Below are 14,155 nucleotides of genomic sequence, written 5' to 3'. Positions count from 1 at the left end.
GCACTTGTGCCGTGGTCGGTCCGATTTCGCCGCCGATCTCTCGGCTGGTCGGTCGGCCTGGATGGTCTAAAGGCCTTTGCGTCACGGCGGGGCCGGAAATTGACGCAAACCTCTTGATCAACGCGGTCCCAGGGGGTGGGGTGGGGTGGGGTTAGCAGCCGATTACCCAGTAGTTCGGGGCGGTCTGCTTGAGGGTGCTCGTGTAGAAGATGTTGTAGAGACCCATCCGCTGGTTGGAGCCGTTCGCGTAGGCGTACCCGCCGGACTGGTACGCCCGGCCGGCGACCACATGCGCGTAGTTGCTGGCGGTCGTGCAGACCGGCGTCGTCGGCGGATCGGTCGGAGGCGGATCGGTCGGAGGCGGGTCGGTCGGGTCGCCGCCGCCCGCGCCCAGGCCGAAGAAGACCGCATCCCGGTACGCCGAGCAGATGGTGTCCAGGAAGTACGCCCCGGCGCTGCCGCACTGCTCGGCCCCGCTGCCCGGGTCCACCGGGGTGCCGTGCCCCATCCCGGAGACGCGGTAGAGCCGGACGACGTCGTTGCCGTACACCTCCAGGCTGGTGCCCCCGGATAGCGACGAGGTGCTGGTCGGAGTCTGCGAGACACCGCGCACGTTGGTCCACTGGTCGCGCGCCTCGCCGGCGTTGAGCGGGGCGACGGTGGTGTCCGAGGTGCCGTGCCAGATGGCCACCCGGGGCCGGGGCCCGCTGTAGCCGGGGTACGCGTTGCGTACGAGGTCGCCCCAGGCCGCCGGGCTCTTGTCGATGCCCGGGTTCATGCAGCCGAACGCGTTGATCATGCTGGTGGCGCAGCGGTACGGAATGCCGGCGACGATCGACCCGGCGGCGAAGACGTCAGGGTAGGTGGCGAGCATGACGGCGCTCATCGCGGCGCCGGCCGACAGGCCGCTCACGAAGACGCGGCTGCCGTCGGTGCCGAAGTTCGCCTTCGCGTGGTCCACCATCTGCTTGATGGACAGCGCCTCACCCTGACCGCGGGCGGTGTCGCCGGTCTCGAACCAGTTGAAGCAGCTGGTCGCGTTGTTGGCGGACTTCTGCTCCGCCACGATGAGCGCGAAGTGCCACTGGTCGGCGTACTTCCGCCAGCCGGAGTTGGTGAAGTAGGCGGAGGCGTTCTGGGCGCACCCGTGCAGCAGCACAACTGCCGGCGCGCCGGACGGGAGGTTGTCCGGCCGGTAGGCGTACATGGCGAGGTTGCCGGGGTTGGAGCCGAAGTTCGCCACTTGGGTGAGGGTGGCGGCCTGGGCGGGGGTGGCGAGGGTGACCGCGCCCGTGACGGCGAGGACGAGCCCGGCGACCACCGCGGCCAGCCGGGTGAGCGGAGATGAGGAGCGGCGCACGGCAGCCTCCCAGGGAAGATGTGAACTGGGTCACCTGCGGTTGCCGCGACGCTACGACGAAATGGCGGAGCCGCGACATGGGCGGCCAGCACACATTCACGGCCACCGTTGTGTTCATCGCGAGCGGCGCTCGCGACTCGCCGACGTGAGCCGGCCCCTCACCACCGGAGACGACAAGAAGAGGCCACTCCTCGCATGTATGACCGGCACGTCCAGTTCCGATTGGTAACGTCCGCTGCGTGCCGACCTCCCCGTCCGTGGCCACCGGGCCCGCACCCGCCTCACCGCCGCGTACTGTGCGGGGGCGCCGGGCCGACCTGATCGTGGTGCTGGTCGCGCTCGCGCTGGCCGTCTGGGTCACCAGCGGCCTGTGGCGGGACCCGAACGTACGGACGATCACGGTCAACTCCAGCGACCAGGCGCTGTTCGAGTGGCTGCTGGCCTTCGGCGGGCACGCGCTGACCCACGGGCAGGACCCGCTCTTCACCCATCTGATCAACGTCCCGGACGGCGTGAACCTCGCGGTGAACACCTCGATCACCGTGTACGCGGTAGTCTTCGCGCCGCTGACCTACCTGGTCGGTCCACCCGTGACGTTCCTGGTCATCCTCACCCTGAACCTGGCCGCCACCGCGATTGCCTGGTACCTGCTGTTCTCCCGGCAACTGGTGCGCAGCCGACTCGCCGCCGCGGTCGGCGGCCTCTTCGTCGCCTACTCCCCCGGCATGGTCTCGCACGCCAACGCCCACCTGAACTGGACCGCCGGCTGGCTGGTGCCGCTACTGATCTGGCGGGCGTTCGCGCTGCGCCGCCCTGGACACTGGCTGCGCGACGGCCTCTTCCTCGGCGTGCTCGTGGCGATCACGTTCTCCATCGCCGCCGAGGGGCTCTTCTTCACCGCCCTCGCCCTCGGCCTCTTCGTCATCGTCTGGGCGCTGCACCCGGCCCGGCGGGCCGAGGCGCGGGCGGCGTTGCCGAACTTCCTACGCGGCCTCGCGGTCACCGCCGTGGTCGCCGGGGTGCTACTGGCGTACCCGCTGTGGCTGCACTTCGCCGGCCCCCAACGGTTCCACGGCACCGGCTTCGACCCGGTCATCCACTCGGAGGACATCGCGGCGTTCGGCGCGTACCCACGCCGGTCCCTCGCCGGCGAGGCCGGGTTGGGCACGTCGCTGGCCCCCAACCCGACGGAGGAGAACTCGTTCTTCGGCATCCCCCTGTTGCTGCTCACCGTGGTGTGCTTCGTGGCGCTCTGGCGGCGCGCCGATCCGGCCCGGCGTGCCACGCTCTGGGCGCTGGCCGCCGTCGCCGTCGTATTCAGCGTGCTCTCCTGGGGGCCGGTCGCGAAGTTCGACGGCGACCACACCGACGTGCCGATGCCGTTCGACCTGCTCGGGCAACTGCCGGTGGTGAACGCGGCGCTGCCCGCCCGGCTCGCCCTGGTGGTGGCGCCGGTGATCGGGCTGCTGCTGGCGTACACCCTCGACCAGCTCCGGGCCGCTCCGGCGCGACACCGGTCGACCGAGGTGGCCTGGTCGCTCGGCTTCGTGATCGCGCTGCTCCCGCTGTTGCCGACCCCGCTGCTCACCGACGAGCGCGAGCCGATCCCACGGTTCATCACCGCCGGCACCTGGCGGGACTACGTCTCCCCGGGCGGGGTGCTCACCCCGGTGCCGACCGCTGTGGACATCTACCCGGACGGGCAGCGCTGGCAGGCGTACGCGCTGGCCCACCGGCAGGGTGAGTTCCGCATCCCGGCCGGTTTCTTCCTCGGCCCCGGCGGTCCGGACGGCCGGGGCCGGATCGGGCCCGTGCCGCGCCCGTTCAGCGCCCTGATGGACCAGGCCGCGCGGACCGGCCTGGTGCCGATCGTCACGGACGGCACGGTGCGGGAGGTCCGCGCCGACCTGGCGTACTGGCACGTCGAGGCAGTCGTGCTCCCCGACGAGGTGCACGGGGCCAAGTTCGAGGTCGACCAGGACGCCGTCCGGCGCACCGCGACCGCCCTGCTCGGCAAGCCGCAGCGGGTGGACGACGTCTGGCTCTGGCGGATCCCGCCAGCCTGAGCCACCGGCGCCTCCGGCGCGAGCGGCCCGCCGGCGCACGTGCCCGCCGCCGCGCTGGCCGGACTCACGGCGGCGGTGAGGCGGCTCACCAGCGCCATCGGCCTGCTCCGGGACTACGCTGAACGGCGTGAGCACGATGACCTCCGGCCTTACGGCCGTCCGCGCCGGTCTCCTCGACTACCAGGTCGCCTGGGACGAGCAACGCCGGCTGCACGAAGCGGTGGTTGCCGGCGAGCAGGGCGACACGGTCCTGCTCTTGGAGCACCAGAGCGTCTACACGGCGGGCAAGCGCACCGAACCGTGGGACCGGCCGACGGACGGCACCCCGGTCGTCGACGTGGACCGCGGCGGCAAGATCACCTGGCATGGCCCGGGTCAGCTCGTCGGCTACCCGATCGTGCGGCTGCCCGACCCGGTGGACGTGGTGGCCTACGTGCGGCGCACCGAGCAGATGCTCATCGACGTCTGTGCCGAGTTCGGGCTCGCGGCCGGTCGGGTCGAGGGACGCAGCGGCGTCTGGGTGCCGGAGGACGACCGGGGCCCGGCCCGCAAGGTCGCTGCGATCGGCATCCGGGTGGCCCGCGGGGTGACCCTGCACGGCTTCTCCATCAACTGCGACTGCGACCTGAGCTACTACGACCGGATCGTGGCCTGCGGCATCCGGGACGCGGGGACCACGTCGCTCACCGCCGAGCTGGGCCGCCCGATCACCGTGGCCGACGTGCTGCCGGTGGTGGAGCGTCACCTGTCCACCATCATCGCCGTCGCGTCCTGACCCGGATGCGGGTCGACCTCGTCACCGTCGTGGTCGCCGAGTACGACCCGGCGATCGCCTTCTTCACCGAGGTGCTCGGCTTCGAACTGACCGAGGACTCGCCGTCGCTGACCAACGACGGCCGGCCGAAGCGCTGGGTGGTCGTACGACCGCCCGCCGGCGGGACCGGCCTGCTGCTCGCCCGCGCCGACGGGGACGAGCAGGCGGCCGCGATCGGCAACCAGGTCGCGGGTCGAGTAGGTTTCTTCCTGCAGGTCGACGACTTCGACGCCACGTACCGGCGCATGGTCGACGCGAAGGTCGAGTTCGTCCGGCCGCCGCGCACCGAGCCGTACGGCCGGGTGGCCGTCTTCCGCGACCTCGCCGGCAACCGCTGGGACCTGCTCGGCCCCGCCTGACCGCGAAGGAGTCCCGTTGACCGAGGCGCTGTCGACGCAGCAGCAGATCGCCGCCGACCTCCAGGTGTCGTCGACCTTCGACGCCGAGGCGGAGATCGAGCGCCGGATCGTCTTCCTCGCCGACCGGCTGGTCGACACCGGGCTGTCGGCGCTCGTGCTCGGCATCAGCGGCGGGGTGGACTCCACCACGGCGGGGCGGCTCTGCCAGCTGGCCGTCGAACGGGCCCGGGCGGCCGGCCACCCGGCGACCTTCGTCGCCATGCGCCTGCCGTACGGGGTGCAGGCCGACGAGCACCACGCCCAGGCGGCCCTGGAGTTCATCCGGCCCGATCAGGTGCTCACGGTCGACGTCAAGCCGGCCAGCGACGCCGCGCTGGACGCGCTGCTGGCGGGCGGGCTGACCTTCCGCGACGCCGCCCAGCAGGACTTCGTGCACGGCAACGTCAAGGCCCGCCAGCGCATGATCGCCCAGTACGGGGTGGCCGGCGCGATGGGTGGACTCGTCGTCGGCACCGACCACGCCGCCGAGGCGGTCACCGGCTTCTTCACCAAGCACGGCGACGGGGCGGCGGACGTCGTACCGCTCACCGGGCTGACCAAGCGGCGGGTACGGGCCATCGCCGCGGCGCTCGGCGCCCCCGCCGAGCTGGTCGGCAAGGCGCCCACCGCCGACCTGGAGAGCCTGGCCCCGGGCAAGCTCGACGAGGACGCGCTCGGGCTGGCGTACGAGCACATCGACGCGTACCTGGAGGGCCGACCCGTCCCGGCGGAGGTGGCGGAGGCGCTGGTCGCCCGCTACCGGGCCACCGAGCACAAGCGGTGCCTCCCGATCGCGCCGCCCCAGCCGGGGGTCGCCGCTCCGGCTCCCGCCACCGTTGACGATCGCGTCCGCAGCCACGGGACCCGGTAACCGGCGTCATACGTCCAGCCCGTCCGGTCGCTCGTCATCCCCGTGCGTCGGCTGCACGTCCTCCCCCTCGGGTCGTACCCGGGCCGAGGGTGCCGGCACGTTCACCCGAGCCGAGGGCACGGGCGGGTTCACCCGCGCCCTCGGCGAATTTCCGTGCCTAGGGAGTCAGCCGGTGCAGGTCGCGGGGGAAGGCGGTGACCTCACGGACGTTGGCCGCGCCGGTCAGGCGGGCGACGAAGCGCTCCAGGCCGATCGCGAAGCCGCCGTGCGGCGGCATCCCGTGCCGGAACGCGTCCAGGTAACCGGCGTACGGCTCGACCGGCTCATCCCGCGCGGCCAGCGCCGTCAGGTAGTCGGCGTGCTGATGCAACCGCTGCCCGCCGGTGACCAGCTCCATGCCCCGGAAGAGCAGGTCGAAGCCGTTGCTGTGGCCCGGCCGGGCGGGGTCGGGGTGGGTGTAGAACGGCCGCTTCGCCATCGGGTACCCGGTGACGAAGAGGAAGTCCGAACCGTGCTCGCGGTGGGCCCACTCCCCCAGCGCCCGCTCGTGCGCCGGGGCGAGGTCCGGCTCGTCGGCGGGCGCGCCCGCCACCTTCAGCGCCTCGGTGAAGTGCACCGCCGGGATCTCCTCCGGCACGGCCGGCAGCGCGATCCCGAGGGTGGCCACCGCGCCCGCGGCGCGTTCCGCCACGCTGCCCAGCATCCCGGCGAGGACCTCGCGCAGCACGCGCATCACGTCCCGGTGGTCGGCGATGAAACCCAGCTCGACGTCGAGCGAGGTGTACTGCGCCAGGTGCCGGACGGTGTCGTGCGGCTCGGCACGGAAGACCGGCCCCACCTCGTACACCTTCTCGAAGACACCGACCATCAGTTGCTTGTAGAACTGCGGCGACTGGGCCAGGTACGCCGGGCGGCCGAACCAGTCCAGCTCGAAGACGTTCGCGCCCGACTCGGTGGAGGAGCTCACCACCTTCGGTGTGTGGATCTCCACGAAGTCGCGGCGGTCCAGAGTGGCCCGGAATCCGGCCACGCTCGCGGCCGAGACGCGCAGCGCCGCCGAGCGCAGAGGGTGGCGCAGGGCGGTGGGCGCGTGGTCGAGCTGGGTGGGCAGGCTCGCGGTGAGCGCCGGCCGGTACAGGTCGAACGGCGGCGGCACCGCGGGCGGGCCGAGGGGACGTACGACCGGGGCGGTCAGCTCGACCCCGGCGGGCGCCGTCGCGTTCGCCACCACCGTGGCGGTGACCTCGACGACGGTCTCCTCGGTCAACGCCGCTACCTGGGTGCGGGCCGCCGGGTCGGTGACCACCACCTGCGACAGGCCGGCGGCGTCCCGGACGATCAGGAAGGCCACCGACTTGAGCAGCCGGCGGCGGTGCACCCAGCCGGCGATCCGGACGGTCGCACCGACGTGGGCGGGGAGTTGGGTGGAGAGGATGCGTTGCACGGTGTACCTCCTCTTCGAATCGCAACGCGATCCCGGGAGGTGCGGGCGAGCGGGTCCTCGCGGTGCCACCACACCTTCGCCCCCGCCTCGGCGGGGGCCTCGTTCGTCGCCCGTGACGTGGGCCAGCCGGCGGGCTCTACTGGGCGCGGCCGTCGACCGGGCCGGCGGCACACCGTTCTTCCCGCAGCTCGGGAGGGTCTTCACGCGCCCGTCGCCAGACCGCCTCACAGCATTTCGGCGGCTCTCTGCACTGGCGGGTCGGGCCGCTACTCGGCTCCGTCGTCGCAACTGCGCCAGCAGGCTAACACCAACGACCGCCCAATGTGACAACGTTTTCCGCCGGACCGGTGTCCGGCGTCACAAGACTTCGGGACGTGACGCCGGTCGCCTGAGGTACATCGACAAGCACCGTCGGGCGTAGGCTCGGTTTCGTGACGATCGAGCACTCCGCGCCGACGACCGGCCAGGCCGCGCGTACCGCGACGCCCGCCCCAGAGGGGCGGCGCATGCTGCGGATCGAGGCCCGCAACGCCGAGACGCCGATCGAGCGCAAACCACCGTGGATCAAGGTCAAGGCCAAGATGGGGCCGGAGTACACCCAGCTGCGCGGGCTCGTCTCGCGGGAGGGGCTGCACACCGTCTGCCAGGAGGCCGGCTGTCCCAACATCTACGAATGTTGGGAGGACCGCGAGGCCACCTTCCTCATCGGCGGTGACCAGTGCACCCGCCGCTGCGACTTCTGCCAGATCGACACCGGCAAGCCGGCCGAGTTCGACGCGGACGAGCCGCGCCGGGTCGCCGAGTCCGTGGTGTCGATGGGCCTGCGCTACGCCACCATCACCGGCGTGGCCCGCGACGACCTGCCCGACGGCGGCGCCTGGCTCTACGCCGAGACCGTCCGCCAGATCCACGCGCTTCAGCCCGGCTGCGGCGTCGAGCTGCTGATCCCCGACTTCAACGCGGTACCCGAGCAGCTCGCCGAGGTGTTCGGGTCCCGTCCCGAGGTGCTGGCGCACAACGTCGAGACCGTTCCGCGGATCTTCAAGCGGATCCGGCCGGCGTTCCGCTACGAGCGGTCGCTGGACGTGATCCGGCAGGCCCGCGCCGACGGGCTGGTGACCAAGAGCAACCTGATCCTCGGTATGGGCGAGGAGCGGGCCGAGGTCTCCCAGGCGTTGCGTGACCTGCACGAGGCCGGCTGCGAGCTGATCACCATCACGCAGTACCTGCGGCCCACCCCCCGCCACCACCCGGTCGAGCGGTGGGTCAAGCCCGAGGAGTTCGTGGAGCTGCGCGAGGAGGCGGAGGAGATCGGCTTCGCGGGTGTGATGAGCGGGCCGCTGGTGCGCTCGTCGTACCGGGCCGGTCGGCTCTACCAGCAGGCGCTCGCGGCCCGCCAAGCCAGCCCGGTCGCCACCGCCGGCTGATCCACGCACCTGCCGGTCTCACCGACCGGCAGGTGCCATGATCGGGTGATGACGGCCGGCGTGCGCGAGGAACTCCGCGACGTACCCGGTACGCCGCCGAGCCCCCGGTGGGCCCGGCTGGCCGGCGTGCTCACCGTCGTGGCGCTCCTCGCCGGCGTCGGCTACCGGATCGCCCTGCTCGCCTTCGACGCTCCGCCGACGAACAGCGACGAGGCCACCATGGGGCTGGCCGCGCTGCACATCGCCCGCGGGCAGGACTTCCCGGTGTGGTTCTACGGGCAGTCCTACATGGGGACGCTGGAGGCGTACCTGGCCGCGCCGGTGTTCGCGGTGACCGGGCCGTCGGTGTTCGGGCTGCGCGTCGTCACGGTGGCGCTCTACGCGCTCTTCATGCTGCTCGCCTTGCGGTTGACGCTGCGGCTGACCGGTGACCGCTGGTTCGCGCTGCTGCTCGTGGTGCTGCTCGCGTTCGGCTCGGATCGGATCGTCAAGAACCAGCTCATCGCGGGCGGCGGCTATCCCGAGATGAACCCGGCCGGCGTCGCGCTGGCCCTGATCACGTACGACCTCTGCGCTGGCCGACCGGGCCACCGACTGCCGCGCTGGGCGGCCTGGGGTCTCCTCGCCGGGCTGATGGTCTGGGTGGACCCGCTCGTGCTGCCGTACGTGGTCGGCCCCGGTGCGCTGCTCGTGGCGTTCCGGTGGCGGGAGCTTCGTGGCCGGGCCGGGGCGGTGCTCGGGGTCGCCGTCCTGGTCGGCGCCGCACCCCTGCTCGGCCACAGCCTCGTGTCCGGCCGGAACCCACTCGCCGCCGTACTGGCGGCGGCTTCCGGCGGCACCGGCGTGCCGGCCGGTTGGGTGGACCGGCTGCACGGCGGTCTGCTGCTCGGGCCGCCGCTGGGCATGGGCTTCTGCGCCCCCGGCGGCTGCGCGACCTGGCAGCTCTGGTGGGCGTTCGCCCTGCCGGTGCTGCTCGCCGTCGGCGCGGTGACCGCCTGGCGCTCGCTGGGCTTCGGCCGTGCCGCGAACCTCACCGACTCGACCCACGCCGACCGCGCGCCCCGTGGCGACGCGGTGGCCGGTTCAGATCTTGGCCACATCCCGTTCAATACGAACCGGATGTGGCCAAGAATCAGCGAAGGCGGGATGGCGGAAGGCCGCGTCGGGGCGGCCCTCCGGCTCGCGCTCGTAGCCGCGGGTGTGGCCACGCTGGCCGCGTACACACTGAGCAGTTCGGCGGGGCGGACCCCGGTGGAGAGTTCCCGCTACCTGTCCTGCCTGCTCATCTCGCTGCCCGCGCTGCTCTGGCCGCTGTGGCGCGCCGCCCGGAATCTGGTCGACGGCTCGGGGCGGGCCGGTCGGCGCGTCATGACGGCTGGACCGGAGCTGAGCGCGGGGCGAAACCGAGTCGACGGTGCCGGCCAGGGGGCCTTGCCCGGCCGACGAGCCGACCGGCGGCCACTGTCCGGCCGACGAGCCGACGGGACCGGCCGGCAGCCGTTGTCCGGCCGACGGGTCGGCGGGGTGCTGGCTGTCGTCGTGCTCGTGGCGACCCTGGGGAGCTCGGGCTACGCGACGTACCGCGCGATCGGCACCGCGCCCGCCGCCCGGGCCGCCGAGGCCCGGCACGCCGAATTGGTCGCCACGCTGCGCGACCTCGGCGTCCGGCACGTGTACGGCGGCTACTGGACCTGCAACCGGCTCACCTTCGCCAGTGGCGAGGACGTGGTCTGCGCGGTGGTCGATGACGAGCTTCGGCCTGGTTTCGACCGGTACGCCCCGTACCGGCGGGAGGTGGCGGCGTCGGCAGCGCCGGCCTGGATCGCGCCGACCGGCTCCCCGCTCGCGGCCCGCCTCGACGAGCGGATGCGCGTCGAACCGGGCGCCCTCGCTCTGGTCACCGTCGACGGTTACCGCATCTACCTCCCCCACGCCTGACGTCCGTCGCCTCGCCCGCGCCGAACCCACTGCGGGAGCCAACGACACAGGGCCTACGCCCCACGCCCCACGCCCCACGCCCCACGCCCCACGCCCCACGCCCCACGCCCCACGCCCCACGCCCCACGCCCCACGCCCCAAGATCGTGCTGTTTCCTGGATCGAGTGGCATTCCGGGCGCGCTGAGGCCACTGGGTCCAGGATCGAGCACGATCTTGCGGTCGGGCGCCGCCGATGCGGGCCCGCCGCTCGCGACAGGGACAGGGAGGACGGAGCGCCGTCACGGCGCCCGGTCCGCCAGCTCGTCGCGGCGTAGCCCCGCCCCGAAACGCGCGGCGCGACACGACGCAGCGCGGCACAACGCGGCGCGCCACGGCACGGACGGCGCAAGGGGGCACCGCACGGCGCGCCACACGCGGCACGGCGTGGCACAACGCGGCGCGGCACGGCACGGACCGCGCAAGGGGGCACCGCACGGCGCGCCACACGCGGCACGGCACGGCACGCCACGGCACGGACGGCGTAAGGGAGCACAGCACGGCGCGGCGCGGGACGGCCCGCGAAGGTGCCGGGCCCGGCCGCGGATCACGCCCACCGACGGCGACCACTAGACTCTGCGGCATGGCAAAGCCCCAGGAGAAGGTCTCGTTCGGCCAACGGCTGAAGCAGATCGGGATGGTGTTCCAGTTCACCGCGAAGCAGGACCGGTGGTTCGCGCCACTGGTCGCCGCGGCGGTGCTGATCCCGATCGCGCTGACGGTGGTCGCGACGATCTTCTGGGGCTGGATCTTCATGCCGCTGGGCATCCTGTTCACGCTGCTCGCGGTGCTGATCGTGCTCAACCTGCGCTCGAACAAGGCGATGATGAACGCCGCCGAGGGGCAGCCGGGAGCGGCGGCGCAGATCATGGAGAGCATGCGTGGCGACTGGCGGGTCACCCCGGCGGTCAGCTCCACCACCCAGATGGACATGGTCCACCTGGTCGTGGGCCGGCCGGGCGTGATCCTGCTGGCCGAGGGGAACCCGCAGCGGGTACGCGGCCTGCTCGGCCAGGAGAAGCGCCGGCTGGCCAAGGTGATCGGTTCGGCGCCGCTGCACGACTACGTGATCGGCCAGGGCGACGACGAGTTGCCGATCCGCAAGCTGCGCACGACGCTGATGCGGTTGCCGCGCAGCCTGAGCGGCAAGGACGTCAACGCGCTGGACAAGCGTCTCAAGGCGCTCAGCGCGCGGCCGCAGATGCCCAAGGGCGCGATCCCGAAGAACATGCGGCCGCCGCGGGGCGCGTTCCGCCAGACCCGGGGCCGCTGACCCCCGTCGTACGTCGAAAGAGCCGGACCCGGTGGGTCCGGCTCTTTGCTTTGGTCCCGGTCCTGACCCGGGCACGACACCTACCAGCAGTGGTCCGGGCGTCAACTATGACGGCCTCCTAAAGACCGGGCGCAAGGCCGAGCCTCGTGCTTGTGGCCGTCGATCACGCCGGTGGCCGCCACGCCCGGTCAGCAGCGACTCCGGCGGGGTGGTTGGTCATCGGATGGTTGATCGACTCGGGCTCCTAGAAGTCGGGGTGTCCCGGGCATGCGGATACCGCGACCTCCATGACCCCGAGCCGATCATGTGGGTCAGACCGAGGTGACGACCGAACCGCTCGCGTGGGTCACACCGAGGTGACGACCGAACCGCTCGCGCGGTCGTGCAGGCCACGGCGGTGCGCGTCCATGATCAGGGCAGGCACGACCAGGGCGAGGAGCAGACCACGCAGCAGGCCGCGGAACACCCCGATCCGGCCGCCGTCGAACCAGGACACGCAGCGGATCCGGGTGATGTACATGCCGGGCGTCTGAGCGAACAGACCGAGGAAGAAGCCGTACTCGAGCACGAGCACGAGCACCGGGGCCCAACCGTCGCTGACCGGGTTGGCGAAGATCCGCGCCGCCAGCAGGCAGAGCACCCAGTCGATGATCAGTGCGCCGAACCGCCGTCCGATGCTGGGCGGGGTGAAGGAGGGGTCGGCGGCGGGCGGCACCAGGTGCGGATCACGCGGGTTGGTCACAGCGGTCAAGGGTAACCAGCGGGTCCGGCGCCGACCGGCGCGGACCGGAGTAGCGTCTCCGCCAATTTGGACAATAAGGATTCACATTACTAAAATGGTTCGAACCGACTCTCAGCTACCCGCCAGACGGACGCGGATGACCAGCGTCGATGACGCTCCGCGAGGGACGTAACACAGCAGAAACACTCAAGACACGGCCGGGCAACCGCCCCGCCATAGCGTCGCCAGAAGCCCCAGCCACCAGCTGCAAGTGAACGTGCCAGGAGGACGTGTGTTCGCCAACTCCGAGGAACTTCTGCGTTACCTCAAGAATGAGGACGTGAAGTTCGTCGACGTACGTTTCTGTGACCTGCCGGGTGTGATGCAGCACTTCAACCTGCCGGTCGAGTCCGTCGACGACGACATCTTCACCGAGGGCCTCGCGTTCGACGGCTCCTCGATCCGCGGCTTCCAGGCGATCCACGAGTCGGACATGCTCCTGCTCCCGGACGTGGCCACCGCCTTCATCGACCCGTTCCGCGCGCAGAAGACCCTCGCGCTGAACTTCTTCATCCACGATCCGTTCACCCGCGAGGCCTACACCCGGGACCCGCGCAACGTGGCGAAGAAGGCCGAGGCATACCTGGCGGCCAGCGGCATCGCCGACACCGCCTACTTCGGCGCGGAGGCGGAGTTCTACATCTTCGACTCGATCCGGCACGAGACCTCGGCGCACCAGTCGTTCTACTACATCGACTCGATCGAGGGCGCCTGGAACTCCGGCCGCGAGGAGCCGGGCGGCAACCGCGGCTACAAGACCCCGTACAAGGGTGGCTACTTCCCGGTGCCCCCGGTCGACCACTTCGCCGACCTGCGCGACAGCATCGTGCGCCGGCTCGTCGACAACGGCTTCACCGTGGAGCGCTCGCACCACGAGGTGGGAACCGCGGGCCAGTCGGAGATCAACTACAAGTTCTCGACGCTGCTGCACGCCGCCGACCAGCTGCAGCTGTTCAAGTACATCGTGAAGAACGAGACGTGGGCGCACGGCAAGACCGCCACCTTCATGCCGAAGCCGCTCTTCGGCGACAACGGCTCCGGCATGCACACCCACCAGAGCCTCTGGCTCAACGGTGAGCCGCTCTTCTACGACGAGACCGGCTACGCCGGCCTGTCGGACACCGCCCGCTGGTACATCGGCGGCCTGCTGCACCACGCCCCGTCGCTGCTGGCCTTCACCAACCCGACGGTCAACTCGTACCGCCGCCTGGTGCCGGGCTTCGAGGCGCCGGTCAACCTGGTCTACTCGCAGCGCAACCGCTCCGCCTGCACCCGGATCCCGGTCACCGGCAGCAACCCGAAGGCCAAGCGCGTCGAGTTCCGCGTGCCGGACCCGTCGGCCAACGTCTACCTCGCCTTCTCGGCGATGCTGATGGCCGGCCTGGACGGCATCAAGAACAAGATCGAGCCGCCGACGCCGATCGACAAGGACCTGTACGACCTGCCGCCGGAGGAGTGGGGCGACGTCAAGCAGGTGCCGGGTTCGTTGCCGGAGGTGCTCGACCGGCTCGAGGGCGACCACGACTACCTGCTCGAGGGCGGCGTCTTCACGCCGGACCTGATCTCGACCTGGGTCGAGTGGAAGCGGGCCAACGAGGTCGATCCGGTACGCCTGCGCCCGACCCCGCACGAGTTCGCCATGTACTTCGACTGCTGACGCAGCCGCTCCATCCCGGGCCGGGGGGGGGGGCCGGCCCCCCCGCCCGCGGCCCCCCGCGCTTTAAAATAGAGCCCGCGAACAATGGC

At 71.6% G+C, this 14,155-nt stretch carries 11 protein-coding genes; 8 read left to right on the top strand and 3 right to left on the bottom strand.

The window, feature by feature from the left end:
* Positions 1–151: 151 nt before the first annotated feature.
* Positions 152–1,360: a PHB depolymerase family esterase gene (locus tag ABZS42_RS31210; protein WP_355151445.1), complete on the bottom strand. Its 1,209-nt coding sequence runs from the start codon at positions 1,358–1,360 to the stop codon at positions 152–154.
* Positions 1,361–1,599: 239 nt separating this feature from the next.
* Here ABZS42_RS31210 and ABZS42_RS31205 point away from each other — a divergent pair, with 239 nt between their 5' ends.
* The 4 genes from ABZS42_RS31205 (at position 1,600) to nadE (ending at position 5,509) form a co-directional block, all read left to right on the top strand.
* A complete protein-coding gene (locus tag ABZS42_RS31205) occupies positions 1,600–3,426 on the top strand; it encodes a DUF2079 domain-containing protein (RefSeq protein WP_355151443.1) in 1,827 nt (608 codons plus the stop codon).
* Between the two features lie 127 nt (positions 3,427–3,553).
* Positions 3,554–4,201: a lipoyl(octanoyl) transferase LipB gene (gene lipB / locus ABZS42_RS31200; RefSeq protein WP_355151441.1), complete on the top strand. Its 648-nt coding sequence runs from the start codon at positions 3,554–3,556 to the stop codon at positions 4,199–4,201.
* Positions 4,202–4,206: 5 nt separating this feature from the next.
* Positions 4,207–4,599, top strand: coding sequence for a VOC family protein (locus tag ABZS42_RS31195; RefSeq protein ID WP_355151439.1), 393 nt, complete (start codon positions 4,207–4,209; stop codon positions 4,597–4,599).
* Positions 4,600–4,615: 16 nt separating this feature from the next.
* On the top strand, positions 4,616–5,509 hold the full coding sequence (gene nadE / locus ABZS42_RS31190) for an ammonia-dependent NAD(+) synthetase (RefSeq protein WP_355151437.1): 894 nt from the start codon (positions 4,616–4,618) through the stop codon (positions 5,507–5,509).
* A gap of 157 nt (positions 5,510–5,666) precedes the next feature.
* Here the strand turns inward: nadE and aspS are convergent, their stop codons facing one another.
* Complete coding sequence (gene aspS, locus ABZS42_RS31185) at positions 5,667–6,953, bottom strand: aspartate--tRNA(Asn) ligase (RefSeq protein ID WP_355151435.1); 1,287 nt, start codon at positions 6,951–6,953, stop codon at positions 5,667–5,669.
* Positions 6,954–7,384: 431 nt separating this feature from the next.
* Between aspS and lipA the strand changes: the two genes are divergently transcribed.
* The 3 genes from lipA to ABZS42_RS31170 all read left to right on the top strand — a co-directional run bounded on the left by lipA (position 7,385) and on the right by ABZS42_RS31170 (position 11,628).
* Positions 7,385–8,380, top strand: coding sequence for a lipoyl synthase (lipA, locus tag ABZS42_RS31180; protein WP_355151433.1), 996 nt, complete (start codon positions 7,385–7,387; stop codon positions 8,378–8,380).
* Between the two features lie 48 nt (positions 8,381–8,428).
* On the top strand, positions 8,429–10,318 hold the full coding sequence (locus ABZS42_RS31175; protein ID WP_355151431.1) for a hypothetical protein: 1,890 nt from the start codon (positions 8,429–8,431) through the stop codon (positions 10,316–10,318).
* Between the two features lie 620 nt (positions 10,319–10,938).
* The gene (locus ABZS42_RS31170) at positions 10,939–11,628 is read left to right on the top strand and encodes a DUF4191 domain-containing protein (protein WP_355151429.1); all 690 of its coding nucleotides are present in this window, start codon (positions 10,939–10,941) and stop codon (positions 11,626–11,628) included.
* Between the two features lie 346 nt (positions 11,629–11,974).
* On the opposite strand, the gene ABZS42_RS31165 is transcribed toward ABZS42_RS31170, so the two are convergent.
* Positions 11,975–12,346, bottom strand: coding sequence for an RDD family protein (locus ABZS42_RS31165; protein WP_355151447.1), 372 nt, complete (start codon positions 12,344–12,346; stop codon positions 11,975–11,977).
* A 295-nt stretch (positions 12,347–12,641) separates the two neighbouring features.
* Between ABZS42_RS31165 and glnA the strand changes: the two genes are divergently transcribed.
* Entirely contained in the window at positions 12,642–14,066 is a 1,425-nt protein-coding gene (gene glnA / locus ABZS42_RS31160) for a type I glutamate--ammonia ligase (RefSeq protein WP_355151427.1), read from the top strand.
* Positions 14,067–14,155: the final 89 nt, after the last annotated feature.

It is taken from the genome of Micromonospora sp. NPDC005367, from assembly GCF_040606825.1.
Classification (GTDB): Bacteria; Actinomycetota; Actinomycetes; order Mycobacteriales; family Micromonosporaceae; genus Micromonospora.
The sequence above is the reverse complement of the archived record's forward strand: the minus strand, read 5'-3'. Positions and strand labels throughout refer to the sequence as shown.

Bases quoted from the DNA above. Each gene is read 5' to 3' on its own strand.
- ABZS42_RS31195 (WP_355151439.1), top strand. From the start codon at position 4,207: ATGCGGGTCGACCTCGTCACCGTCGTGGTCGCCGAGTACGACCCGGCG.
- ABZS42_RS31175 (WP_355151431.1), top strand. From the start codon at position 8,429: ATGACGGCCGGCGTGCGCGAGGAACTCCGCGACGTACCCGGTACGCCG.
- ABZS42_RS31170 (WP_355151429.1), top strand. From the start codon at position 10,939: ATGGCAAAGCCCCAGGAGAAGGTCTCGTTCGGCCAACGGCTGAAGCAG.